Source organism: Streptomyces sp. NPDC043746, from assembly GCF_056436485.1.
Window position 1 is genome coordinate 99,634 of the sequence record NZ_JBWKCM010000003.1, and the last position, 25,348, is coordinate 124,981.

Below are 25,348 nucleotides of genomic sequence, written 5' to 3' on the forward strand. Positions count from 1 at the left end.
CTGCTGTCGGGCCGCCCACGCCTGCTCCTGAAGTGTAAAGAAACGGCAAGGCTCCACAACCGTTCTCGCCGTTCACCGACCCGTTGCGGATCGGCCTCCCCACTCCGGCGCAATGCGTGCGATGATGACCGCGCCAACTGCATACCGGCCGTTCGAATCCGCGCGGGAGAGTTCCGGCCACAGTGTGAGCCGGGCGCCGAAGGAGCAAGATCCTCCCTTGAATCTCTCAGGCCCCGTACCGCGTGGATGAGGCAGATCTGAAAAGCGGGCCGCCCCGGCGGCTCCACCCAAGGTGCAAGCCGACACCCCCGCGACCGGGGGCACACCCCCTGTGGGGCTATCGGCGAACCTCTCAGGTTCCGATGACAGATGGGGAGGATCTCCGTCCCGACGTCGTCATGCCCTGGAGCCATGCCCATGAGCACTGCCCCCCGTCTCACCGCCCTCGACACGCTGCACCGCTCGCTCGGCGCCACCATGACCGACTTCGCGGGCTGGGACATGCCCCTGCGGTACGCGAGCGAGCGCGACGAGCACAACGCCGTACGGACCCGGGCGGGCCTCTTCGACCTCTCGCACATGGGCGAGATCACCGTCACCGGCCCCGAGGCGGCGGCCTTCCTGAGCTACGCGCTGGTGGGCAACATCGCCACCGTCGGCAACGGCCGGGCCCGCTACACGATGATCGTCCAGGAGGACGGCGGGATCGTCGACGACCTGATCGTCTACCGGCTGGGCGAGACCGAGTACATGGTCGTCGCCAACGCGGGCAACGCCCAGATCGTGCTGGACGCGCTGACCGAGCGCGTCGGCGGCTTCGACGCCGAGGTGCGCGACGACCGGGACGCGTACGCGCTGCTCGCGGTCCAGGGCCCCGAGTCCCCCGCCATCATGAAGGCCGTCACCGACGCCGACCTGGACGGGCTGAAGTACTACGCGGGCCTGCCGGGCACGGTCGCCGGGGTCCCGGCGCTCATCGCCCGTACCGGCTACACGGGCGAGGACGGCTTCGAGCTGTTCGTCGCGCCCGAGCACGCCGAGGCCCTGTGGCAGGCGCTGACCGAGGCCGGCGCGCCGCACGGCCTCATCCCCTGCGGCCTCTCCTGCCGGGACACGCTGCGCCTGGAGGCGGGCATGCCGCTGTACGGGCACGAGCTGACGACGGCGCTCACCCCGTTCGACGCGGGTCTGGGCCGGGTCGTGAAGTTCGAGAAGGAGGGCGACTTCGTGGGGCGCGAGGCGCTGAGGGCCGCCGCCGAGCGCGCCGAGACCGCCCCGCCGCGCAAGCTGGTCGGCCTGGTCGCCGAGGGTCGCCGGGTCCCGCGCGCGGGCTTCTCGGTCGTGGCGGACGGCAAGGTGATCGGCGAGGTCACCTCCGGCGCCCCCTCCCCCACCCTGGGCAAGCCGATCGCCATGGCGTACGTGGACGCGGCCTTCGCCGCCCCGGGCACCGAGGGCGTGGGCGTGGACATCCGGGGCACGCACGAGCCGTACGAGGTCGTCGCGCTGCCGTTCTACAAGCGCCAGAAGTGATATCCCGGAGGGAACGGTGCATTCCGGTCCCTCCGCACCGGCACGCAGGCGTCACGGAAGTGACGTACCTCCGTCTCACACCGTAAGACCACCGTTCATCAGCACTCCCCCGCGTACAGGAGAATTCAGGTCATGAGCAACCCCCAGCAGCTGCGGTACAGCAAGGAGCACGAGTGGCTGTCGGCCGTCGAGGACGGCGTGGCCACGATCGGCATCACGGAGTACGCGGCGAACGCGCTCGGTGACGTCGTCTACGCCCAGCTCCCGGAGGTCGGTGACACGGTGACCGCGGGCGAGACCTGCGGTGAGCTGGAGTCGACCAAGTCCGTCAGCGACCTGTACTCGCCGGTGACCGGTGAGGTGACGGCGTTCAACCAGGACGTCGTGGACGACCCCTCGCTGGTGAACTCCGCTCCCTTCGAGGGCGGCTGGCTGTTCAAGGTGCGCGTCACGGAGGAGCCGGCCGACCTGCTCTCCGCCGACGAGTACACCGCGTTCTCCGGCAACTGAGACCTTAAGGGACCCCCTGATGTCGCTTCTGAACTCCTCCCTCCACGAGCTGGACCCGGACGTCGCCGCCGCCGTCGACGCCGAGCTCCACCGTCAGCAGTCCACCCTCGAGATGATCGCCTCGGAGAACTTCGCTCCGGTCGCGGTCATGGAGGCGCAGGGCTCCGTCCTCACCAACAAGTACGCCGAGGGCTACCCGGGCCGCCGCTACTACGGCGGCTGTGAGCACGTCGACGTGGTCGAGCAGATCGCGATCGACCGGATCAAGGCCCTGTTCGGCGCCGAGGCCGCCAACGTCCAGCCGCACTCCGGTGCGCAGGCGAACGCCGCCGCGATGTTCGCGCTGCTGAAGCCGGGCGACACGATCATGGGCCTGAACCTGGCCCACGGCGGTCACCTGACCCACGGCATGAAGATCAACTTCTCCGGCAAGCTCTACAACGTGGTCCCGTACCACGTCGACGAGAGCGGCCTGGTGGACATGGAGGAGGTCGAGCGCCTCGCCAAGGAGTCCCAGCCGAAGCTGATCGTGGCCGGCTGGTCCGCCTACCCGCGCCAGCTGGACTTCGCCGCCTTCCGCCGGATCGCGGACGAGGTCGGCGCGTACCTCATGGTCGACATGGCGCACTTCGCGGGCCTGGTCGCGGCCGGACTGCACCCCAACCCGGTGCCGCACGCCCACGTCGTCACCACCACCACGCACAAGACCCTCGGCGGTCCGCGCGGTGGCGTGATCCTCTCCACCCAGGAGCTGGCCAAGAAGATCAACTCCGCGGTCTTCCCGGGCCAGCAGGGCGGCCCGCTGGAGCACGTGATCGCGGCCAAGGCGGTCTCGTTCAAGATCGCGGCGGGCGAGGAGTTCAAGGAGCGCCAGCAGCGCACCCTGGACGGCGCCCGCATCCTGGCCGAGCGCCTGGTCCAGCCGGACGTCACCGAGGTGGGCGTCTCCGTCCTCTCCGGCGGCACCGACGTGCACCTGGTCCTGGTCGACCTGCGCAACTCCGAGCTGGACGGCCAGCAGGCCGAGGACCGGCTCCACGAGCTGGGCATCACGGTCAACCGGAACGCCATCCCGAACGACCCGCGCCCCCCGATGGTCACCTCGGGCCTGCGGATCGGCACCCCGGCGCTGGCCACCCGCGGCTTCGGCACCGAGGACTTCGCGGAGGTCGCGGAGATCATCGCCTCCGCCCTCAAGCCGTCGTACGACGCGGACGACCTCAAGGCCCGCGTCACCGCGCTGGCCGAGAAGTTCCCGCTGTACCCCGGCCTGAAGTAGCACTCGGCCTGCGGTTCCGCGCATCGAGACGGGGCACCGCGCACACTGGACGAAAGTGAGCGCGGTGCCCCGTTCCTTGCCCCCGGCGATCCGTATCGTCCCCTCTTCACCCCGCTTGTCCCCGCACCGCCCCGGCAGACAACGGCGTCTTCCAACCCCCCAAGGAGTCCTCCCGTGGCCATCTCGGTCTTCGACCTCTTCTCGGTCGGCATCGGCCCGTCCAGCTCCCACACGGTGGGCCCGATGCGGGCCGCCCGGATGTTCGCGCGCCGTCTGAAGAACGAAGGTCTGCTCGCGCACACCACCTCGATACGCGCCGAGCTGTACGGCTCACTCGGCGCGACCGGCCACGGCCACGGCACCCCGAAGGCGGTGCTGCTCGGCCTGGAGGGCGAGTCGCCGCAGACGGTCGACGTGGAGTCGGCCGACACCCGGGTGGAGGAGATCCGCTCCACCGGCCGGATCAACCTGCTCGGCATGCACGAGATCGCCTTCGCCTTCGACGAGGACCTGGTCCTGCACCGCCGCAAGGCGCTCCCGTACCACGCCAACGGCATGACGATCTTCGCGTACGACACCGAGGGCGCCCCGGTCCTGGAGAAGACCTACTACTCGGTCGGCGGCGGCTTCGTGGTGGACGAGGACGCGGTGGCGGGCGAGAACCCGATCGTCCCGGACGACACGGCCCTTCGCCACCCCTTCCGCACCGGCGACGAGCTGCTGCGCCTGGCCCGCGAGACCGGCCTCTCCATCTCCTCGATGATGCTGGAGAACGAGCTGGCCTGGCGTACCGAGGCGGAGATCCGCTCCGGGCTGCTGGACATCTGGCGCGTCATGCAGGCCTGCGTCTCGCGCGGCATGTCCCGCGAGGGCATCCTCCCCGGCGGCCTCAAGGTCCGCCGCCGCGCCGCCAACTCTGCCCGCCAGCTGCGCGCCGAGGGCGACCCGCAGGCCCACGCGATGGAGTGGATCACGCTCTACGCGATGGCGGTCAACGAGGAGAACGCGGCGGGCGGCCGTGTGGTCACCGCCCCCACCAACGGGGCGGCGGGCATCATCCCGGCCGTCCTGCACTACTACATGAACTTCGCGTCCCACGGCTGCACCGAGGCGGAGAAGGAGGACAGCGTCGTCCGCTTCCTCCTGGCCGCCGGCGCGATCGGCCTGCTCTTCAAGGAGAACGCCTCCATCTCCGGCGCCGAGGTCGGCTGCCAGGGCGAGGTCGGCTCGGCCTGCTCGATGGCGGCCGGCGCCCTCGCCGAGGTCCTGGGCGGCTCCCCCGAGCAGGTGGAGAACGCCGCCGAGATCGGCATGGAGCACAACCTGGGCCTGACCTGCGACCCGGTCGGCGGCCTCGTCCAGATTCCGTGCATCGAGCGCAACGGCATGGCGGCGGTGAAGGCCGTGACGGCGGCGAAGATGGCGCTGCGCGGCGACGGCAGCCACAAGGTCTCGCTGGACAAGGTCATCAAGACCATGAAGGAGACGGGCGCCGACATGTCCGTCAAGTACAAGGAGACGGCGCGGGGCGGGTTGGCTGTGAACATCATCGAGTGCTGAGGGCTGGCGCCCCGCGGACGGTGGGGCGTCGGGCTCCCGGATCGCCGGTCGTGGCTGCACGGTGGGGGACGTTCCGCAGGCCACGACCGGCGATGGCCCGGGCGGGTATCAGGTCTCGGTGAGGCCCCTGCCGCTCAGGGAAGCGGCAGGGGAGCACCGAGCAGCCATCGGTGCCGTGGAGGCGGCCTACTTGGCGCCCTTGTGCGTACCGTTGAAGTACCGTCGGCTCTCGGCCCAGACGTCGCGGGCGAGCCTGCGGCCCTGGGCGTCGGCCTCCGTGTGGTCGAACGTCCAGTGCACGCCCCCGTACAGGCGCGAGTGGCCGACCTGCTCGGCTGCGTCGCTGAAGGTGTTCCACTTCAGGTGGATGTCCTTCGAAGGCATGTTGGTCTCGATCGTGGAGCTTCCAGCCTTGATCTTCCCAGTCCCGCCGAACGCGTCGGATCCGGTGTACTGCTTGAGGATTTCGGCCCCGGCGGCGGTGAAGCCGGTGTGTCCGGACCCGTAGGCGGCGAAGGCCGGTGTCCTCAGGTAGGGCTGCCACGTGGCGCCGTCGATGGTCCGGGTCCCCTGGTTCGGCCCCGCGTAGCCGCGGATCTGCTGCCCCGCCGTGGCATAGCGGATCATGGTGATGGGGCGTCCGTAGTCGAAGTGGACCTTGGTCAGCCAGTCCACGACCCCCTCGTCGCCCTCCGCCATGTTCAGGGCGAAGAACAGCTTGACGTCGTCGTCGAGGGAGTGGCGGTCTCGCTTGGAGACGAACGCGGCCCATTCCTGGGGGATGGAGGAGGACGACGAGCCCTTGTACTGCCAGTGCTCGGCGAGGGCCTTCTGCCGCTCCGTCAGGTTCGCGTTGATCGCCATCTGCTCCTTGATGGCGGCCCGGACCTGCTCGCTGCCGTACTTCGGAGGCGCGGGCGGAAGGTACCTGCCGGGGTTGTCGATCAGGAAGGGCTTGACCACGGCGAATTGGGGGGTGAGGAAGTTGTGGGTGGTGCCGTTGACCGTCAGGGGCGCCCAGCGGTCCGGCTCGACCAGGGCGTCCTTGTCGAAGCGGTTGACGTCCTGGGGCGCGTTGACCGGCTTGTAGAAGCCTTCCGGGGCAACGTAGTCGCCTCGCTGGTTGGAGCCGTCGTCACTGCGGTCCTTGAGCACGGCATCCGTCGCACGCACCGCGACGTGGACCGGTGTCCCCTTCTTGGCGGTCCCGGCCTCGGCGGGGTTGTACCCCAGCTCGCGCAGCTTGGCGTCGAAGGTCGCCTTCTGCAGGGGGAGCAGGTCGGAGAGGGCACGGTGGGCGGCGAAGCTGACGGCCTTGCGCTTGTTCGCCTCGGTGCGCTCCTTCGCGGGCCTCCTCAGCGCGCCGCCTAACTGAGTCCCCACGGCCTTGCCGTCGTAGGCGGCCCAGGCGTCGTACATTGCGTTGTGCACGACGGCCAGGGTTCTCGCGCCCACCGGCGGGGGTGTGGGGTGAATGGACCCCTCGTTGGCGGCGTTCATCGCGGCGGATATCTGCTGGTTCCACTGCAGGACCGCGTTGTCGCCGCCGGCGCGCCCGGCGGAGTGCGATGCCGCACCGGCGTGCGCCGGGACGGTCATGGTGGCGGCGAGGCCGAGCGCGAGGGCCGTGGACACACCCCAGCGCAGGTTGCGGGTGGTGACTCTTCGGTGCTGATTCATCGTTGCGTACCTCAGGCGGTGGTGGGTGGGGAAGGCGGGGCGGGCGCGGAGTGTCCTCGGGCGGCTCCGCCCCGGACACTCCGCGGGCGGGGGCTACTCGGGCCAGGCGGAGTTCTCGATGACCTCGACGAAGTTCGGCCGTACGTAGCCGTCGGTGAAGCGCTCCAGCACATCGGCCTTCACGTTGCCGAAGGTGGTGGACGGCCGCCGGGTGATCCCCTCGTTGAACGCCTGCAGGATCCGCCGCTTGAAGTCCGGCCGGGGGTGCGCTGCCACGACCGCGTCCCGGGTCTCGTCCGGTACGTCCGCGTAGCCGATGCCGAGCACGTCGAGCTCGACTCCGGCGGTCACCAGAGCGATCTCCGGGGCCATGCGGGTGGGGATCTCCGGCGTGGTGTGGAGCGCGATCGCCTCCCACACGATCCGTGCCTTCTCGTCGTCGATCCCGTGGGAGACGAGGAACTTGCGCGCCTCGTCGGCACCGTCGATCTCGAACCGGGTGCCGTTGTCCCGGTAGGGCTCGGTCAGGCCCAGGTCGTGGAACATCGCTCCGACGTAGAGCAGTTCGGGATCGAAGGTCAGGCCGCGCTTGCGGCCCTGCATGGCGCCCCAGAGGTAGACGCGCCGCGAGTGGTGGTAGATCAGGTCGGATGTTGCCTCCCGGATCAGCTCGGTGGCCTCCTTGGCCAGCTGACTGTCCGGAACCTCGATGTCGGCGACACGGGTGGACATGCAGATCACCTCAACGCAGTTGATTCGTACAAGAGGGGGAACGGGGCAGCTCTGCCCGATGGACGGAGCGGCGCGTCATGCGGCGGGGGCGGCTCGGCAGGCCACCGATCAGCCGCGCGAACAAAGCAGGGATCGGCGCTGATCGCCGGTGGTTCCTTCGACTGGTCGCTGCTTTCGGTCATGACGGCAGAGATGCCCACTAACCATCAATATAGACTTTAAGGGTTAGCCTTGGACGAGGGCAACCCTTGATCGCGGGATGGCCGGATATCGCTGGTCCGGTGTTCCTTCGGGAAGAAATGACGGAAAGGCACCGCCCTTCGCCCCATCCGCCGGACGCTCAGGGCGAAGAGGACGCGGATCGTCCGGAATCACACCGGCTCTTCACGCGGGGAGTCCGTCACCGGCCCTGCGTCAGGCGGTGCAGTCTCAACGCCAGTTGGATCTCCAGCGTGCGCGGCGGCTCGTTCCAGTCCGGCCCGAGGAGCCGGCCGACGCGCTCCAGCCGCTGCACCACCGTGTTCACATGGACGTGGAGCAGCGCCTTGGTGCGGGTGAGGCTCGCGCCCTGGGCGAAGTACGTGTCCAGGGTGGTGACCAGGTCCGTGGAGCGCGCCGCGTCGTAGTCCAGGACGGGGCCGAGCGTCCTGCGTATGTACCCGCCCAGGTCGGCCTGGTCACCCAGGAGTACGCCGATGAAGCCCAGGTCAGCCGTCGCCCCGCCGCCCCCCGTGTGGCCCAGCGCGCGCAGGGCGGAGAGGCAGCGGGCCGCCTCGTCGTGGGCGCCGGGGAGTTCGGCCGGGCCGGTGGCGGGGCCCGCCGCGCCGACGGTGACCGGACAGCCGGCCGCGCGGCCCAGCTCGACCGCGAGCGCCTGGGCGTCGGGGCCCGGGGTGTCGGAGGGGGCCACCAGGACCACGTGGTCGTGGTGGAGACCGGCCAGGCCGTCGCGGCTCTGGGCGCTGCGGGCGGCGGCGGCCAGCAGGCGGTGGCGCGGGGCCACCTCGCCGTGCGCCACGAACACACTCTGCCGGCGGCCCAGGTCGACGCCGAGGCGGCGGGCCCGGGCGGTGAGGGTGCCCGGGTCGCCGGTGCGGGAGAGCAGGTCGCCCAGGAGCTCTCCCCGGACCCGGTCCTCCGCCTCGGCCACCGAGCGGCGCAGCAGCATCAGGAGCGCGGTGACCACGCCGGCCCGCTCGAAGAGCAGCCGGTCGGCGTCCGCGAGGTCCGCCCGGCCGGTGAGCGCGAGGGAGCCGAGGAGTTCCGGCCCGGCGAGGACCGCGCAGACCCAGGTGCCGTCGAGGGGGACGGCCCGGCCCCGGGACCGGGAGGCGGCGACGGCCGGGGCGGGCGGGGGCTGGGGGCCGGTGCGGGCGCGGGCGAGTTCGGCGCCGTCCGCGTCGTGGATGAGGATGCCGCCGTCCAGGAGGTCCGCGAGGGCGGCGGCCACGTCGTCGGCCCCGCCGCCGCGCAGGACGAGATCGGTGAGCTGGTCGTGGGCCTCCTCGGCCCGGCGCATGGCCTCGCTGTGGGTGCGGATGGTCTCGGAGGCGGCGTTGAGGTCGACGAGCGCGGCCCGGGTCTCCTCCAGCAGCCGGGCCCCGTCGATCGCGATCGCCGCGTGGTCGGCCAGCGAGGAGAGCAGCGCCACCTCCCCGGCGGTGAACTCGCGGGGCGCCCGGTCGGCGGCGTACAGGACACCGATGACGCGGCTGCCGAGGCGCAGCGGTACGCCGAGGATCGCGCGCAGCCCCTCGTCCAGGACCGCGCTGTCGATGGTGGGGGTGTGGTGGAAGCGGGTGTCGGCCGCGTAGTCGCCGGTGGCGTACGGGCGGGCGGTCTGGGCGACGAGTCCGCCGAGTCCTTCGCCCATGCCGAGCCGGACCCGCTGGAACGCCTCGGCCACCGATCCTTCGGTGACCCGCATATAGGTGTCGCCCGCCGCGTCGTCGTTGAGGGAGAGATAGGTGACGTCGGTGCCGAGCAGCAGTTTGGCCCGGTGGACGATGGCCCGCAGCACGGCGTCCAGGTCGCGGAGGGCGGCGAGGTCGCTGGCGGTGTCGAAGAGGGCGGTGAGCTGGGCCTCGCGGACCCGGTGCTGGCCGAGGGTGCGCCGGATGCGCAGCGCCACGGCGGTGGCCTCGGTGATCTCGGCCAGCTCGGCGGCGGGGGCGCCCGCCTCCCGGGCGGTGGCGGCGGGGCGCTCGAACTCCTCGGCCGCCGCGCCCTGGGCCAGCAGGTCGAGCAGCCCGCGCAGGGCGGCGGCGTGCCGGGGTCCGGGGGCTGTCACGCCGGTGAGCATACGGTGACCGCCTCCCGGGAGTCTGCGGATCGAACGCCCCCTCCCCCGTGCCACCGGGGCGGTACGGGGAGGGGGCGGGTTCAACGGCCGAGCGGGACCGAGTCCTTGGGGGCCGTAGCGGCCGGCGCGGCCGGGACGGAGCCGTCCAGGCCGTCCTTGGCCAGGTCGCGGCCCCGGGTCTCCTTCGCGATCCACACCGTCACCACCGTGACCACGGAGGCGAAGCAGAGGTAGAGGGAGATCGGGACGGAGGAGCGGTAGTCCTTGAGCAGTTCGACCGCGATGATCGGGGCCAGCGCGCCGCCGATGATCGAGGCGAGCTGGGAGCCCATGGAGGCGCCGGAGTAGCGGACCTTCGTGTCGAACATCTCGGAGATGAACGCCGCCTGCGGCCCGTACATCGCCCCGTGGAGCAGCAGCCCGACGGTGACGGCGAGGACGATCACCGGGAACGACCTGGTGTCCAGCAGGGCGAAGAAGCCGAACGCCCAGAGCGCCATGCCGATCGCGCCGATCTGGGTGACGGGCCGGCGGCCGAGCCGGTCGGAGAGAGCGCCCCAGAGCGGGATGGTGACGAAGTGGACGGCCGAGCCGATCAGTACGGCGTTGAGGGCGTCGCTCCTGGACAGCTCCAGGTGCACGGTCACGTAGACGAGGAGGAACGCGGTGAGGATGTAGTACGAGATGTTCTCCCCGAACCGGGTGCCGATGGCGAGCAGCACCTCTCGCCAGCTCCTGCGGAACACCTCGACGACCGGGGGCTTCTCCTTGATGCCCGCCGCGGCCTCCTCCTGGGTCCGCTTCTGCGCCTCCAGGAAGACCGGGGACTCCTCGACGGAGATCCGGATCCACAGGCCGAGCATCACCAGGACGCCGGAGAGCAGGAACGGGATGCGCCAGCCCCAGGCGAGGAACGCCTCGTCGGACTGGATCGCGGCGAGCAGCGCGAGGACACCGGTGGCGAGCAGGTTGCCGCCGGGGGCACCGGCCTGCGGCCAGGAGGCCCAGAAGCCGCGCCGCCGGTCGCCACCGTGCTCGGAGACGAGCAGGACGGCCCCGCCCCACTCGCCGCCGAGCGCGAAGCCCTGGACCAGGCGCAGGACGGTCAGCAGTATCGGCGCCCAGACGCCGATACTGGCGTGGGTGGGCAGCAGTCCCATGGCGAAGGTGGCCCCGCCCATGAGCAGCAGGCTGATCACCAGGAGCTTCTTGCGGCCGATCTTGTCGCCGTAGTGGCCGAAGACGACTCCGCCGAGCGGCCGGGCGGCGAAGCCGACCGCGTACGTCAGGAAGGCCAGGAGCGTGCCGACGAGCGGGTCGCTGTTGGGGAAGAACAGCGTGTTGAAGACGAGCGCGGCGGCCGAGCCGTAGAGGAAGAAGTCGTACCACTCGATGGTGGTGCCGACGAGGCTGGCCGCGACGATCCGGCCGATGCGGCTGGTGCCGGGCGGGGCGGAGGGCTGGGCGGAGGCTGGGGAACCCATGGTGAGTCACCGCGTTTCGTTGGCAGGTGGGTCAGGGACGGGGGTGCCGGGGGGGGGAGGTACGGGGAGGAGTACGGGGGGGGAGGTACGGGGGGTGTCGGCCGTGCTCGGTGTCCGCCCGGCTTCGGGTCAGCGGGCGCCCCAGCCTCCGTCGACCGGGAGGGAGGCGCCGGTGATGTACGAGGTGTGGGGGCCGCAGAGCCAGAGGCAGACGGCGGCGACCTCCTCGGGCTCGATCAGCCGCTTGATCGCGGGCCGGTCCAGCAGGACGTCGGCCACCACCTCCTCCGGTGCGATGCCGTGCGCGGCGGCCTGGGCGGCGATCTGGCCCTCCACCAGGGGGGTGCGTACGTAGCCGGGGTCGACGCAGTTGCTGGTCACCCCGTGCGGGGCGCCCTCCAGGGCGGCCACCTTGCTCAGCCCCTCCAGACCGTGCTTGGCGGCGACGTACGCGGACTTGAAGGGGCTGGCCCGCAGGCCGTGCATGCTGGAGACGTTGACCAGCCGGCCCCACCCCCCGGCGTACATGTGCGGGAGGCACTGCCGCATCAGGAGGAACGGGGCGGTCACCATCACCTTCTGGATCAGCTCGAACCGGTCCGGCGGAAAGTCCTCGATGGGCGCCACATGCTGGAGCCCCGCGTTGTTGACCAGGATGTCCACCGCCGTCGGCAGCGCCACGACCGCCCCGGCGTCCGCGAGGTCCACGACATGGGCCACCCCGCCGGTCGCGGCGGCGACGGCCTCGGCGGCGTCGGCGTCCCGGTCCGCGATGTGCACGAGGGCCCCGGCCCCGGCCAGCGCTTCGGCGGCGGCCCGTCCGATGCCGCCGCCGCCACCGGTGACCAGGGCGGTGCGCCCGCTGAGGTCCACGGCGCGGGCGGCGTGCGCCGTGGGACCGGGCGCTGCGTGAAGTCGGCTCGTCATGGCCGGAAACGCTAGAGACACCCGGCCGGACATCCCATGGCGCTGATCGCCATAGTGGCGGCGGCAGATGTGGGGCCCACCACCACTGCCTGTCCGGTCGGCGGGCAGTACGCGGGCAGCTTCGCGGCGTCCGCCCCGGTCGGCAGCTTCGGCGTGCGGCCCGACGGCGGCCGTACGCCGTGGTCCAGCCGGTGTTCCCGTGCGGCGGAGGCGAAGCGGTGGCACGGCACCAGGGGCGCACCCGGCCGGGGCGAAGGTCCTACCGCCCCCCGCGCGCCCGCTCCTTCGCCAGCCACGGCCCGAACTCGCTCTCCAGCACCAGCCGTCCCAGCTTCCGGTACTCCTGGAGCACCGCCGTGACGAGCTGGTCCATGGTCAGGGGGGACCGGGACTCGGCGGCGAGGTAGGCGGCGGTCACCGCGCAGGCCCGGATCGAGCCGCCCGCCAGCTCGAAGCGGCCCGCGCAGAACTCCAGGTCGAGCGCGGGATCGCGCGGGATCGCGGTGCCCAGGCAGCGGTCCCAGAGGGCCAGGCGCTGTTCGGCGTCGGGCATGGGGAACTCCGCGATCACGTCCAGGCGACGGGTGAACGCCTCGTCCAGGTTGGCCCGGAGGTTGGTGGTGAGCACGGCGATGCCGTCGAAGGACTCCATGCGCTGGAGGAGGTACGCGGACTCCATGTTGGCGTGCTTGTCATGGGCGTCCTTGACCTGCGACCGCTTCCCGAAGATCGCGTCGGCCTCGTCGAAGAGCAGGATGCCGTTGACGTCGGAGGCCTCGACGAAGATCCGCTCCAGGTTCTTCTCGGTCTCCCCGATGTACTTGTCCACCACCGTGGAGAGGTCGACGACATACAGCTCCATGCCCAGGTCCCGGGCGACGACCTCGGCCGACATGGTCTTGCCGGTGCCGGACTCGCCCGCGAACATCGCGATGACCCCGCGCCCCCGGCCCCCGCCCGGCCGCATCCCCCACTGCCCGAGCACCTGCTCGCGGTGGCGGGCGCGCAGGGCGAGTTCGGTGAGCTGGGTGCGGGTGGCCGGGGGCAGCACCAGGTCGTCCCAGCCGACGGCGGGTTCGATGCGGCGGGCGAGCCGCTCCAGACCGGCGCCGTTCTGGGCCCGGACCGCCGCGCGCAGGTCGTCCGGGTGGAGCGGGCGCTGTTCCAGGGCCGCCAGCCGGGAGGCCACCGTGGCGGCCTTGCGCAGTTGGTCGGAGTCGAGCCGGTAGGAGGCGGTGGCCTCGATCAGGTGGTCGTCGGCGGCGACCTGCGCGTCCGGCAGGCCCACGGTCCGGGCCGCCTCCGCGAGCGCCTGCCGCCACCGGTGGGCCGCGCCCGCCGGGCCAAAGGGCCGCACAGCGACGGGCACGGGGCTGTCCGGGGTCCACAGCGGGTCCCAGTTCTTCTTCCCGTACGCAATGAGGGGCGTGCCGCTCACCGCCGTACAGAGGGAGGCCAACAGGCGCGCTCCCTCCGGGCGTTCGGGGGCGAGCGCTTCGAGCGGGCCGAGCACGACACCGCCGTGGGCCAGGCGCGCCTCGGTGGCCAGCGCCCGTACCGGTTCGGCCGTCCGCCCCCCGGCCGCCGCGAGGGCCGCGACATCGACGACGAGGGGGCGGCGGCCGATGGCGGCGAGCGCCTCCACGGCCAGGCCCGAGGGGTCGCCGCCCCGGTCGAGCAGGTGCACCAGGCCGCTGCCGGTGGTGAGCGCGGCGGCGATGCGGTGGGCTTCGGGACGGTCGCCCCGGGCGGCGGCGGGGGCGGGCAGATGGATGAGGCCGCGCAGCCTTCCGTCCGGTTCGTCGTCGCCGAGAAGGTGGGCGGTGACCCGGTCGGCGACCCTCAACGTGCGGGAGAGCAGCGGACGTTCGGGGTCGGTCACCTCCAGCAGACCGCCCGCGACGAGCGGGGCGGAGGGCTGGAACCGGAAGCGGCCGGAGCCTGCGGCGGGCAGCCCGCAGAGTTCCAGCGCCAGGCCGATGGTGGGCCTGCGGCGGGTCAGGTCGTCGTTGAGGTAGCCGTAGAGGCGCTCGAAGCGGGGGTCGACGTCCGGCGCCATCGCGACCAGCAGGAGTTCGACGTCGAGCGGGACGAGCCCGAAGCTCCGGGCCAGCCCGTCGAGCCGCGAGCCGGGGCGCGGGCGGGGTGCCGACGGCCCTGTCGCGTCGGGCAGTTGCTCGCTGCCGTACGGAGGTACCCGCGCGAACGCGTCGCGCGACTCCAGGATGCGTTCCACCGCCTCGGGCGTGAGGTACTGCCCACGGTACGGGTCGTCCGGCTCCGGGTCGGTGGCACGGCGGGCCGCCACCGCGTGGCGGACCCGCTCCTCGACGCGGGCCAGCCGCCCCCACAGCACCTCGACGTCCGTCTCCTCCGCGACGGGTGGTGCGCTCCGGGCCACCGTCATCGCGCCGCACTCCCCCGCTTGCGCCGCCCTGGCGGCAGCCGCCGGTCCCGTTCGGCGGCGAAGCCCTCCGCCGGCAGAGCGCCGTTCGCCCCCTCGTACCGCAGACGGCGGCCGGGGTCGTCGCCCGCCGTGCCGTCCACGGCGGGCGCGGCCTTCATGACCAGGCCCTCGGTGACCGGCGGCCCGGCCGGGGCGCGTTCCCCGGCGAGCGGAGCGAGGACGCGCAGGTCGATCGCGGCCTTCAGCTCGCCGCCGAGCGCGGACCACACATCGGAGGCGGACGGGCCGTCGGTGCGCGGGCCCGCCGCCTCCAGCTCCACGGTGAGGCCGAGACCGGCGAGGCTGCCGGTCAGCATCCGCGCGGGCAGCACGTCGTGGCGCATCAGGCAGCGCAACACCTCCGAGAGCAGACGGTGTTCGTCCTGCGGGCGGTTGGTCCAGGCGGTGACCAGATAGGTCAGCTCGAACCAGCGGGGCGGGGTCCGCCAGCCGATGACCATCCCGTCCTCGTCGTGCTCCTCGGCCGTTCCGGTCCGCCGCCTCCCCGCGTTCTCGCGGATGCCGTGCAGGAAGATGCTGATCGTGGGCGCGTTGCGCCGCGCCGACCAGTCCTTCGTGGGGGCGTCGAAGACCAGCTCGACCCCGCTCTCCCTGAGGCCGGCGTCGACCAGCAGCAGCCGCAGCCCTTCGTCGACTTCGTGGATCATCGGCGGATCACCTCGTCCGGCGGGGTGATGGTGCCGAGCACCACGAGGAAGTCGGTGGTGACCGGGGAGAAGCCGGGGCCCTTCGCCGTGATCGTGCGCGGTCCCGTCCCGTCCTTCGGCAGGATCAGCAGCTGCGCGATGAACGTGCCGTCCGGGTCGGGGAAGGTCGGCGCGGCGGCAGCCGTGATGCCCGGGTTCCAGCTGAGCCGCACGGGCGCCCCGGGCGGGAAGTCCTTGCCGCGCACCGAGGTGACGAAGCCGGGCTTGCCGACGGCGGGCACGGAGACGATCCGGGGCTGGAGGATGCGCAACGGGATGCGGGAGACGTTGTCGCTCAGGTCCGCGTCCGTTCCGGTGGTGGTGAGGGTGGCCGTGATGGTGGTGCGCAGCGCGCGGTCCGGGGAGAGGACGGCGCGTACGACGGTGGAGGCGCCGGGGGCCAGGTCGGGCAGCGTGCACTGTCCGGCCGTGCAGCCTGCCGGGAGCGGCCCCGCCGGGATGTTCCCGGGCAGTCCGAGCCGAAGTCGCAGGCCGGTGGCGGAGGCGTTCGCGCCGTTGCGCACGGTGTACGTGACGACGACCTTGCCGCCGACGTAGCCGGGGCTGGGCTGGGCCCGCACATCGACTCGGGGACCGGCCAGGGGTGCGGGCGGGAGGGGGGCGGGGGGCCGCGGGGCGGGCGGGCGCGGTGACGGCGGCAACGGCGGTGCGGGCGCGGTGGTGGTGGGCGTCGGTGCCGGGGTGGTCGGCGTCGCGGTCGGCGGGGGCGTGGGGGCCGGGGTCGGCGTGGGAGGCGTCGGGGTGGGCGTGGGAGGTGTGGGGGTCGGGGTCGGGGTCGGGGTCGGGGTCGGCGGGGGAACGTCCTGGACCGGTACGAGGGTGCCGGTGGCGTTGTCCGTCGGGTTCGGGTCGAGCACGGCGCCGGTGACGGACCAGCCGACCGGCTGGTCGCCCCGGGTCACGCCGGTCAGCCGGGCGGTGATCTCCACGCTCGCGCCGGGCGGGACGGTGCCCAGGTCGCACTGGGGTGAGCCCTCCCCGCACGTGCCGCCGCCGGTGGTCAGCTCCTCCAGCCGCACGCCCGGCGGGGCGTCGGCCGTGAACGTGGTGCCGGGCGAGGGTGAGGGGCCGCGGTTGACCACCGTGACCGTCACCTCGACCAAGGAGCCGACCTCCACGGCGGGCCCGGTGGGCGGGGCGGTGACGGCGAGGTCGACCGCTTGCTGGTAGCTGGGCTCCTTCTGGCGCCCGGCGTGGTCGTTGTCCAGGGGGGTCAGCTCGCCGGAGGCGAGGTCGAGCACGGAGAGCTGCTCCATGGAGTTGGGCGGGAGTTCGCGCCGGGAGGTGAGCACGAGGTGGCTGCCGTCCGGGGACCAGGCCACGTCGCGGGGCTGGAAGGGGCCGGTGGCCGTGGTGTCGGGGATCTCCTGGTCGCAGCCGTCGGGGTTGTCCCGCTGCGAGGAGGGGAGCACGACCCGGCAGCCGCCGCCGCGCAGCGGCTTGACGAGGACGCCGGCCCGTTCGTTGGTCCGGCCGCCGCCGTCCTTGCGGTTGAAGGCCACCCGCGTACCGTCCGGGGAGAACGCCGGGCTGTCGTCGATGACTTCGCAGTCGCCGTAGCAGATGGTGGCGCTGAGGTCCCGCTGCCGGTCGAGCCGGTCCGCCGGGACGACCCAGATGTGCTTGTTGCCCCCGCGGCCGTTGATCACCTGTGTACGGGTGAAGGCGAGGTTGAGTCCGTCGGAGGACCAGGTCGGCTGGGCGTCGCCGCCCTGCGGCCGGCCCTCGGGCGGGCGGATCTCGTCGAGGATCGCGCCGGTGGCCACGTCGGCGATGAGGATGCGGCCGGGACCCGCCGCCTCGCCGACCCCGCCGGGCGAGGTCCGGGTGAACACCAGTTTCGTACCGTCGGGCGAGAAGGCGGGGTCGGTGTCCCAGTCGCGTTCGCCCCGGCCGGCGAGCGGCAGGGGGGCGCCGTTGGTGCCGTCGGCGTCGACCATCCAGATGCGTTGGACGCGCGCGTCGGCGGGGCCCTCGAAGCGGGTGACGACGATGCGGCGGCCGTCGGGGGTGTAGTTCTGCCGCTCGGTCCACGGGTCGAAGCCGGCACCCGGGTTGAACAGCGGGTCGTTCGCCGGGTCGGTGTTGGTACGGGCGGCGGGGTCCTCGCGGAGGATGGTGAAGCCGAGGTCGCGGGGGTCGGAGCCGTCCTGCCGTACGTCCTGGAGCGTCACGGTGGTCGCCGCGTCGGCGGTGATCCGGGTGACGACGACAGAACCGGAGTCGGGCGGGCCCAGCCAGGTGGGCGGGCCGACCTCGCGGTCCTCGGTGAGCAGTTGCTCCGGAGTCTCGTCGGTGAAGGCGGTCACCCGGTAGACGTGGTCGAAGTCGTCGCAGCCGCAGACGTGGAAGGGGCTGAGGAAGAGGAGCCGGTCGCCGTCAGGCAGCCAGGAGGCCCCGTGGCTGCCCCACTCGGCGTGGCCGCCCGCCAGCAGCGGCCGGTCGGTGCCGATGCCCTCGGTGACGCGGAGCCGGTTGCCCTTCTCCGGGTCGGGGTCGGTGATGTGGGTGTACGCGACCCGGGCGCGGTGGGTGTCGTCGTCCACCGGGTTCCAGGACGGGTCCCTGGCGTCGCCGGGCGGGCCGTCGCTGATCCGGGTCTGCGGGCCGCCGGCGAAGGCCCGCTCGTATATCTGCCAGCCGCGCGCGGCGTCCCCGTCGCAGGCGTACGCGATGCGGGTGCCGTCGGGCGAGAAGGTCGGGGACTCCTCGTTGTCCGGGGTGTCGGTGAGTTGCCGCAGGCCCGAACCGTCGATGCCGACCGCCCACAGGTCGCGCTGGGTGCTGCCGCCGGGGCCGCCGGGCTCGGCGGAGTCGAAGACCACCGTCCGCCCGTCCGGGGAGAGTTCGGGGTTCGCCGCGTCCCGGTCGGTGGTGAGTCTGCGTACGCTCCCGTCGGCGTCGCGCACGTATACCTGGGGGCGGGCGCTGTCGCGGAGGCTGGTGAAGACGAGGACGTCACCGCGGGCGGACGGGTCCTGGTCGTAGTGGGCGGGGCCGTCCCCGAAGAGGGGTGTGGTGGCCTTCGGGTCCGTGACCCGGCCGAGGCTGCGGTGTTCCGTACCGGCGAAGGCGATCCGCCCGGCCCGCAGCGGGTCGGCGGCGCCCTCGGCGGCCACCGCCTGGCGCACCCCCTGCGGAGCGGCAGCCGATCCGACCACCAGCAGCGGCGCCAGCAGCACCACCGCGCCCGCCAGCCGGCCCCACCCAAAACGCTTCCACCGGGGATGCCTCGCCGGGCCAGCAGTGCCGGTCACGGCCCACCTCACAGTCTGTCGATGACACTCCACGCTCCACACTTCACGTCGAGCATCGCGCCCGCGCGGGCAGGAGAACAGGCCCCGAGTACCCGGAGCGGGGGAAGGGACCGCTGCCCTTTGCGGCGCTCCCTCCCCCGTCGTGGGTACCGGGGCGCTCAGATCAGGCCGTGCCGCATCGCGTACCCCACCGCATGGGCGCGGTTGCGCAGGTCGAGCCGGGTCGCGACCTCGTGCAGAACGTTCTTGACGGTGCGTTCGGAGTACGAGGTCTTCCTCGCGATCTCCGACGTGTCGTAGCCCTCCGACACCAGCCGGATCATCTCCGCCTCGCGCGCGGTGAGGGTGGAGAGCGTGAGGCCTCGGGGGTCCAGGACGGTCCGCTGGAGGCTGCTGACATGGTCCAGGAGCTTGCCGAGCAGATCGCCGGGGAGGACACCCTCGCCCTTGGCCATCGCCTCGACCAGGTGGATCAGCCGGTCCTGGTCGGCCTCGCCGCGCCGCAGCACGGCGGCGACCCCGCACTCGATCATGGTCTGGAGCGCGCCCGACTCGAAGAAGCCGACGACGAGTCCGGTGCGGGTGGAGGTGTTGCGCTGGAGGCGGTGGAGGAGCTGGACGGTCTGGTCGTCCACCATGTCCACGACCACCAGGGAGACCTGCGCCCGGTCGGCCTCGGCTTCCGGTATCAGCTCGACCTCCGGCCGCATACGGAGCTGATGGATCATCCCGGTCTGGAGGATCAGGTCCTCCGCGTAGACGGCGACGGTGACCCGGCCGCCGGTGCCGGTTCCGACGTCGGCCGCCGCTCCCGTACCGGTGGCCGCTCCCGTGCGTGCTCCCCTGCCGGCGCGTGCCCCTGGGCCGTCGGCCGTTCCGGTGCCGGTGACTGTCGTCGCGCCCGTGCCGGTGCCTGTGCCTGTCGCGTACCGGGCGATCCGCTGGGCCGCGTCGGGCCTGCGGTACTGCCCGCGCTCGGTCGTCCTGCTCTTCGTCTCTGCCGTCGTCATCGCTTCGCGCCGTCTTCCTCAGGTACTTCCGCCCGATATGCCCGGTCCGCTCCCGTAGTCGCCCGCCCTCGGCAGGGGGCGCGGGCCCGGGGCGGGGCCTGCGGGCCCCCGGGCCGGTGTGCGTTCGGGGCACCGGCCCTGCCCGCTCGTTGCCCTCGCGACCCTGCTGCGCAGCCGCCCGGCCGGCCTACCGTCGCAGGGTGACCACATCTGCCGAACTCGAAACGCCCACGGTGACGGTGTCGCCCGGCGGCACCGCGACGACGACCCTGACGGTGCGCAACGACGGTGACATCGTCGAGGCCTACACGCTCGACGTCGTCGGCGACTGCGCCGCGTGGAGCACCGTCGAGCCGGCACGTGTCTCGCTCTACCCGGGCACCTCCGAGACGGTGACCCTCACCTTCACCCCGCCCCGCTCGCACGAGGTCAGGGCGGGCGAGACCCCGCTGGCCGTCCGCGTCCTGCCCGCGGAGCACCCGGAGTCGGTGGTGGTCCCGGAGGGCACGGTCACCGTGGAGCCCTTCCACGAGCTGCGCACCGAGTTGGAGCCGCGCCGCCGCCGGGGCTGGCTGGGCGCCCGCTTCCGTACCGCCGTGCAGAACAGGGGCAACACCCCGATCGACGTCGCCCTCACGGGCAAGCAGGCCGGGGAGGAGCTGCGGCTCGGATTCGCACCGGCTCAGAAGCGGCTGGAGCCGGGCGAGTCGGCCGAGGTACGGCTGAAGGTCCGCGCGGCCAAGCTGATCTGGTTCGGCGAGCCGGTCACCTGGCCGTTCGAGGTGCAGGCCGCCGAGACCGACGCCCCCACTGCCGTGCCCGCCGCGGTGGGAGCCGCGCAGAACGTCGGGGCCGAGGAGCCCGCCCGGCAGGAACCCGCTCGGCCGGAGCCGGCCGGCTCGGACCTGCTGCGACCGGAGCCGGTCCCCGGCGAGTTCCTCCAGCTGCCGGTCCTGCCCAAGTGGCTGCTGATCGTGCTGGCCGCCCTGCTGGCGCTGCTCCTCGCCTGGTTCGCACTGGTCCGGCCCGCGGTGAAGAGCACCGCGAAGCAGGCGGCGACCGAGGCCGCGCAGGAGGAGGCCGCCCGCGGCGAACAGCAGCAGGGTTCGGCCGCACCGGGCGGCCCGGACGACCCCGCGGGAAGCCAGGGACAGGGCACCGGTCCGGAGGGGCCGGGCACGCCGGGTGGCGGCGGCGGCTCCGGCACAGCACCGGGAACAGGCTCCGGTCCGGGTGGTACGGGCACCGGGGGCACCCAGCAGAGTTCCGCGACGATCGACGTGGAGAGCAAGGCCGGCGGCCCCGAGGAGGTCGGGACGTACCAGGTTCCGCAGGGCAAGGTCTTCGGGATCACGGACCTGGTGGTGGCGAACTTCCAGGGCGACGAGGGGGTGCTGACGATCTCCTTCGGAGAGCGGAAGATCACCACCATCGCGCTGGAGACCTTCCGCAACCAGGACTACCACTGGGTCACCCCCATTCAGATTCCGGAGAACGCCACGGTCACCGCCGCCGTCACCTGTGCCAAGCCCGGCACTCCGGCGACCGGAACGCAGGCTTCGGGCTGCCACCAGGTGGTCAACGTCAGCGGTGTGCTCAGCGATCTCGCACGGTAGAACACAGCGGGAACAGCAGCGCCGGGTTCCCTGCGCCACCTTTCGGCGGTGGCACCGCCTTTCGGTGACGACAACAGCAGAAACCCGCCCCCAGGGGAAACCCGGCGTGCCGAGCGGTGGCGGATTCATCCTCCCCAATCCCCCAGAGGTCCGCGCCAATTCGGTCATCCGTGACGCCGAGACCCGGAGAAGAATATCCGGTTCCGGTGGGCGCGGGCACGAACAGCCCTGCGCAGAGCCATTCCTGATGGCCTGATGAGTAAGTGGCGGCGCCCGATCGGAACGGTCGGGCGCCCGTTTCCGTCCGCGGAAACGGGCCGGGCGACCACACTTACCGGGCGCATTCTGGCTGAATCCCGCCAGGCCATGGTGCTGGTCGAGCCACCCCCTACGATTTTCGGCCACTCCGCGTTCACCTGGGAAAAGAGATATCGAACACACTCCCCCAATGAAGCGGAATCACCCGTTCCGGGCGAATCCTGTGACGAATCCGCCACCGTGGCCGGAGCGGAAACAGTTACGTGATCCGCTGTTCTCCTCTTCTTCACACCGGCTCCGTCGGAATGCGCCCCGCCCGGTCACGAGGTGCGCGAACCCGGCCCCGAGGGCCGCGAATACGGCGAGCGGCGCGAGTGGTCCGCCGAGGGCAGCATTCACCGCCGCGGGGGTGCCCGGGAAGGCAGCGCCCTTGCCCCGCGCCCAGGACTTCCGGACCTACTCCCCGTCACCACCGCCGGGCAAGACTGACGGGTGAACGAGTGACCACCCCGAAGGAGCGAGCATGCCGTCGTACCTCACCCCCGGTGTATACGTGGAGGAGGTGCAGTCCGGAGCACGGCCCATCGAGGGAGTCGGCACCGCGGTCGCAGCCTTCGTCGGCTTCGCCGAGACAGGCCCCTTCCACCAGCCGACGCTGGTGACCAACTGGGACCAGTACGTCCAGACGTTCGGCACCTTCACCGCCGACACCTACCTCACCCACGCCGTCTACGGCTTCTTCGCCAACGGCGGCGGCGCGGCCTACATCGTGCGCATCGGCGGCCCCGCCCAGGGCTCCTCCGGCTCCACGGGCCCCGGCGCCGTCGCCCCGGCCCCGGCGCCCGTCGCCCTCGGCGGCTTCCTGGTCTCCGCCAAGTCCGGTACGGGCGAGGGCCTCTCGGTCGAGGTCGCCGACGCCGAGGGCGAGAACCCCCCGGAGGACCGCTTCAGGCTGCTGGTCCGTCAGGCGGGCAAGGTGGTGGAGACGTACGAGGTCTCCACCCGCAAGAACGTCAAGGGCTACCTGGTCACCCAGGCCCGCGACTCCAAGCTGATCCAGGTCACCGAGCAGCCCGGCACGGCCCAGAGCCGCCCCGAGAAGCAGACCGTCGCCCTCGCCCCGGCCACGCCCGCCCCCGGCTCCGGCGTGGCGCGGCTCGACGCCTCCGAGTACGTCGGTGACGCCGCCGCCCGCACCGGGTTCGCCGGTCTGGAGGCGATCGACGAGATCACCATGGTCGCCGTCCCGGACCTGATGAGCGCCTTCCAGCGCGGCGAGATCGACGCCGAGGGCGTCAAGACCGTGCAGCTGGCCGTCATCTCGCACTGCGAGCAGATGGGCGACCGGGTCGCCGTCCTGGACACCCCGCCCGGGCTCAACGCCCAGCAGGTCCGCACCTGGCGCAACGACGAGGCCGGCTACGACTCGCGCTACGCCACCCTCTACTACCCCTGGGTCAAGGTCTTCGACCCGGCGAGCGGCCGCAACTCCCTGGTCCCGCCGAGCGGTCACGTGGCCGGTGTCTGGGCCCGCAGCGACCAGGAGCGCGGAGTCCACAAGGCCCCCGCCAACGAGGTCATCCGCGGTGCGGTGGACCTGGAGCTCCGCCTCAGCAAGGGCGAGCAGGACCTGCTGAACCCGATCGGCGTCAACTGCGTCCGGGCCTTCCCCGGCCGGGGCATCCGCATCTGGGGCGCCCGCACCCTCTCCTCCGACCCGGCCTGGCGCTACCTCAACGTGCGCCGGCTCTTCAACTACCTGGAGGAGTCCATCCTCCTGGGCACCCAGTGGGTGGTGTTCGAGCCGAACGACGACCGTCTCTGGTCGAGCATCCGGCGCAACGTCACCGCCTTCCTCACCGAGGAGTGGCGCCGCGGCGCGCTGTTCGGCCGCACGGCCGAGGAGGCGTTCTACGTCCGGTGCGACCGGAGCAACAACCCGCAGGAGTCGATCGACCTCGGCCAGGTCGTGTGCGAGATCGGGGTCGCCCCGGTGAAGCCGGCGGAGTTCGTGGTCTTCCGGCTCTCGCAGTTCTCCGACAGCACCAGCCTCGTCGACGAGTGACCCTCGCGGCCCCTTTCCCCCACCCACAGCACCACCGCAACCGGAACAGGTGACACACAGTCATGGCAGAGGGCGACGCTCTTTCCACCCACGTCTTCGGCGTGCAGCTCGGCGGCTATCTCGTGGAGTCCATCCAGGAGATCAGCGGGCTGACCGTCGAGGAGGAGGTCGTCGAGGTCCGTCAGGTGACCTCCGACGGCAAGCAGATCATCCGCAAGCAGCCGGGCGCGCGCCAGGCGGGCGAGGTGTCGATCACCCGCGGGCTCGACAAGAGCAGCGAGTTCACCACCTGGATCAAGGAGACGCTCAACAACGGGGCCGTCGACACCGCGCGCCAGAACCTCACGATCGAGATCAAGGACTCGACCGGTGAGACCGTCCGGCGCATCCAGCTGATGCAGGGCTGGGCCTCCAAGTGGGAGGGCCCCTCACTCAAGGCCGGCGAGTCCAGCGCCGCGACCGAGACGGTGACCATCACCTTCGAGGAGATCGTGGTCGAATGAGGCGCCGCACCGTCTCGCCGGGCAGCGGCCTCGAAGAGACCCTCGACAACCTGGCCGCCGCGACCGCCGCACGCCAGGAGGCTCCGGCCGCCGCGGCGCCCGCGGCAGCCGCCCCCGCCCGCGCACCCCAGCGCGAGCAGGACTCCCTGCGGACGGAGTTCGCCTTCGAGCTGCCGCGCGGGTACGTCGACGACGAGGGCCAGGTGCACCGGCACGGCACCATGCGGCTCGCGACCGCCCGGGACGAACTGCGCCCGCAGATCGACCTGCGGGTGAAGGAGAACCCGGCGTATCTGTCCGTGGTGCTGCTGAGCCAGGTGATCACCCGGCTCGGCACGGTCACCGATGTGCACGCCGGGATCGTGGAGCGGATGTACGCCACCGACGTGGCGTTCCTCCAGGACTTCTACCGCCGGATCAACAGCGAGGGCCACACGCACGCCGCGGTGACCTGCCCGCTCTGCCACGGATCGTTCGAGGTGGACCTCTCGGGTGGGCGCCTGGGGGAATCGTGACGTACGCGCTCCCCCGGTTGCGGGAGGAGATCGCGTACGTCGCCTACCACTTCCATTGGCAGCGTGAGGACATTCTCGACCTCACCCACGCGGAGCGTCAGCAGTGGGTGCGGGAGATAGCGCGGATCAACACCCGCGTCAACGAAGGCGGGTGATCGTGTGGGGTTCGGGGACTGGCTGCGCCGCCGGACGGACGGGCGGGGAGCCGCCGGAGGGCCAGAGGACGGTGCTGCCGGTACGGTTGCCGGTCCCGGGGCTGACGCTTCGGCCGGTGTCGGGGCTGCCGTTGCGGCTGCTGTCGGGGATGAGGCCGTCGGTACGGGGGTGCCCGCCTCCGGCGATCCCGGTTCCGGCCTTGGCGGTTCCGACTGGGACGGGGGCTGGCGTCGGGTCGCCCCGCCCTCGGTGACCGTCGCCCGGTCGTCGATCGGGGTGAGCGACGGGCTGCGGTTCCGGTCCCGGCTCGCCTCCTGGCAGAACCCGTCCCTGGGCGGCGAGTTGGGCCACGCGGTCATGCCGTCGGCACCCGTGGGCCTCATCCACGGTGTCGCCCGCCCGGGCGTCCCGCGTTCCGCTTCCCCCGGCGGGCCGCTGCTGCTGCGGGCGGCCCGCCCGGAGGCGGAGGGCGAGTCGGGCAAAGCAGCGGGGGCTTCGCCCGTGACGGCAACGGGTGCGGGGACGAGTGCCCCTCCCCGTACGCGTACGAAGGCCACGCCGACCGTGCAGCGCGGAGCGAGGGCAACCGAAGCCGGGGGCACTGCTGCTGCTCCTGCTTCTTCTTCTGCTGCTGCTTCTGCTTCTGCTGCTGCTTCTGCTGCTGCTCGGGGAGGTGCGCAGGCGGCGGTCCCGGACACGGGTGCCGCTTCGGCTTCGGGCCCCGCACCGGCCTCGGCTTCGGCCTCCGCTCCGGTGCAGCGTGCGCGGCCTGCCGCTGTACGCCCCC

At 72.3% G+C, this 25,348-nt stretch carries 18 protein-coding genes and 1 riboswitch; of the genes, 9 read left to right on the forward strand and 9 right to left on the reverse strand.

Annotated elements, in window-relative coordinates; translation table 11 throughout:
• Positions 1–153: 153 nt before the first annotated feature.
• Positions 154–251: riboswitch (glycine riboswitch) on the forward strand.
• Between the two features lie 166 nt (positions 252–417).
• The 4 genes from gcvT (at position 418) to AC0682_RS04360 (ending at position 4,882) form a co-directional block, all read left to right on the forward strand.
• Positions 418–1,533: a glycine cleavage system aminomethyltransferase GcvT gene (gene gcvT, locus AC0682_RS04345; protein ID WP_478530861.1), complete on the forward strand. Its 1,116-nt coding sequence runs from the start codon at positions 418–420 to the stop codon at positions 1,531–1,533.
• 132 nt (positions 1,534–1,665) lie between these two features.
• Entirely contained in the window at positions 1,666–2,043 is a 378-nt protein-coding gene (gene gcvH / locus AC0682_RS04350; protein WP_018492303.1) for a glycine cleavage system protein GcvH, read from the forward strand.
• A gap of 19 nt (positions 2,044–2,062) precedes the next feature.
• Positions 2,063–3,322, forward strand: a complete 1,260-nt coding sequence (gene glyA, locus AC0682_RS04355) for a serine hydroxymethyltransferase (RefSeq protein ID WP_478530862.1) — start codon at positions 2,063–2,065, stop codon at positions 3,320–3,322.
• 174 nt (positions 3,323–3,496) lie between these two features.
• On the forward strand, positions 3,497–4,882 hold the full coding sequence (locus AC0682_RS04360) for an L-serine ammonia-lyase (protein WP_478530863.1): 1,386 nt from the start codon (positions 3,497–3,499) through the stop codon (positions 4,880–4,882).
• 186 nt (positions 4,883–5,068) lie between these two features.
• On the opposite strand, the gene AC0682_RS04365 is transcribed toward AC0682_RS04360, so the two are convergent.
• From AC0682_RS04365 to AC0682_RS04405, 9 genes are all read right to left on the reverse strand, one after another.
• On the reverse strand, positions 5,069–6,562 hold the full coding sequence (locus AC0682_RS04365; RefSeq protein ID WP_478530864.1) for a vanadium-dependent haloperoxidase: 1,494 nt from the start codon (positions 6,560–6,562) through the stop codon (positions 5,069–5,071).
• Between the two features lie 93 nt (positions 6,563–6,655).
• Positions 6,656–7,294 (reverse strand): HD domain-containing protein, encoded by a 639-nt coding sequence (locus tag AC0682_RS04370; RefSeq protein ID WP_478530865.1) that lies wholly within the window; start codon positions 7,292–7,294, stop codon positions 6,656–6,658.
• 400 nt (positions 7,295–7,694) lie between these two features.
• Entirely contained in the window at positions 7,695–9,596 is a 1,902-nt protein-coding gene (locus tag AC0682_RS04375) for a helix-turn-helix domain-containing protein (protein WP_478530866.1), read from the reverse strand.
• 80 nt (positions 9,597–9,676) lie between these two features.
• The gene (locus tag AC0682_RS04380; protein WP_478530867.1) at positions 9,677–11,080 is read right to left on the reverse strand and encodes an MFS transporter; all 1,404 of its coding nucleotides are present in this window, start codon (positions 11,078–11,080) and stop codon (positions 9,677–9,679) included.
• Positions 11,081–11,209: 129 nt separating this feature from the next.
• Complete coding sequence (locus AC0682_RS04385) at positions 11,210–12,007, reverse strand: 3-hydroxybutyrate dehydrogenase (RefSeq protein ID WP_478530868.1); 798 nt, start codon at positions 12,005–12,007, stop codon at positions 11,210–11,212.
• 259 nt (positions 12,008–12,266) lie between these two features.
• Positions 12,267–14,414 (reverse strand): ATP-binding protein, encoded by a 2,148-nt coding sequence (locus AC0682_RS04390; protein WP_478530869.1) that lies wholly within the window; start codon positions 14,412–14,414, stop codon positions 12,267–12,269.
• Complete coding sequence (locus AC0682_RS04395) at positions 14,411–15,121, reverse strand: Pvc16 family protein (RefSeq protein ID WP_478530870.1); 711 nt, start codon at positions 15,119–15,121, stop codon at positions 14,411–14,413. The genes AC0682_RS04390 and AC0682_RS04395 overlap by 4 nt, the downstream gene beginning before the upstream one ends.
• Positions 15,118–18,366: a hypothetical protein gene (locus tag AC0682_RS04400; RefSeq protein ID WP_478531098.1), complete on the reverse strand. Its 3,249-nt coding sequence runs from the start codon at positions 18,364–18,366 to the stop codon at positions 15,118–15,120. Before AC0682_RS04400 ends, AC0682_RS04395 begins: the two co-directional genes overlap by 4 nt.
• 230 nt (positions 18,367–18,596) lie before the next feature.
• Entirely contained in the window at positions 18,597–19,448 is an 852-nt protein-coding gene (locus tag AC0682_RS04405; RefSeq protein ID WP_478530871.1) for a helix-turn-helix transcriptional regulator, read from the reverse strand.
• Between the two features lie 200 nt (positions 19,449–19,648).
• Here AC0682_RS04405 and AC0682_RS04410 point away from each other — a divergent pair, with 200 nt between their 5' ends.
• The 5 genes from AC0682_RS04410 (at position 19,649) to AC0682_RS04430 (ending at position 24,560) form a co-directional block, all read left to right on the forward strand.
• Positions 19,649–21,064: a COG1470 family protein gene (locus tag AC0682_RS04410; RefSeq protein ID WP_478530872.1), complete on the forward strand. Its 1,416-nt coding sequence runs from the start codon at positions 19,649–19,651 to the stop codon at positions 21,062–21,064.
• A 781-nt stretch (positions 21,065–21,845) separates the two neighbouring features.
• The gene (locus AC0682_RS04415; RefSeq protein ID WP_254811630.1) at positions 21,846–23,387 is read left to right on the forward strand and encodes a phage tail sheath family protein; all 1,542 of its coding nucleotides are present in this window, start codon (positions 21,846–21,848) and stop codon (positions 23,385–23,387) included.
• A gap of 62 nt (positions 23,388–23,449) precedes the next feature.
• Entirely contained in the window at positions 23,450–23,890 is a 441-nt protein-coding gene (locus AC0682_RS04420) for a phage tail protein (protein WP_254811631.1), read from the forward strand.
• Positions 23,887–24,405 (forward strand): hypothetical protein, encoded by a 519-nt coding sequence (locus tag AC0682_RS04425; protein WP_254811632.1) that lies wholly within the window; start codon positions 23,887–23,889, stop codon positions 24,403–24,405. Before AC0682_RS04420 ends, AC0682_RS04425 begins: the two co-directional genes overlap by 4 nt.
• Positions 24,402–24,560, forward strand: coding sequence for a DUF6760 family protein (locus AC0682_RS04430; protein WP_018492281.1), 159 nt, complete (start codon positions 24,402–24,404; stop codon positions 24,558–24,560). Before AC0682_RS04425 ends, AC0682_RS04430 begins: the two co-directional genes overlap by 4 nt.
• Positions 24,561–25,348: the final 788 nt, after the last annotated feature.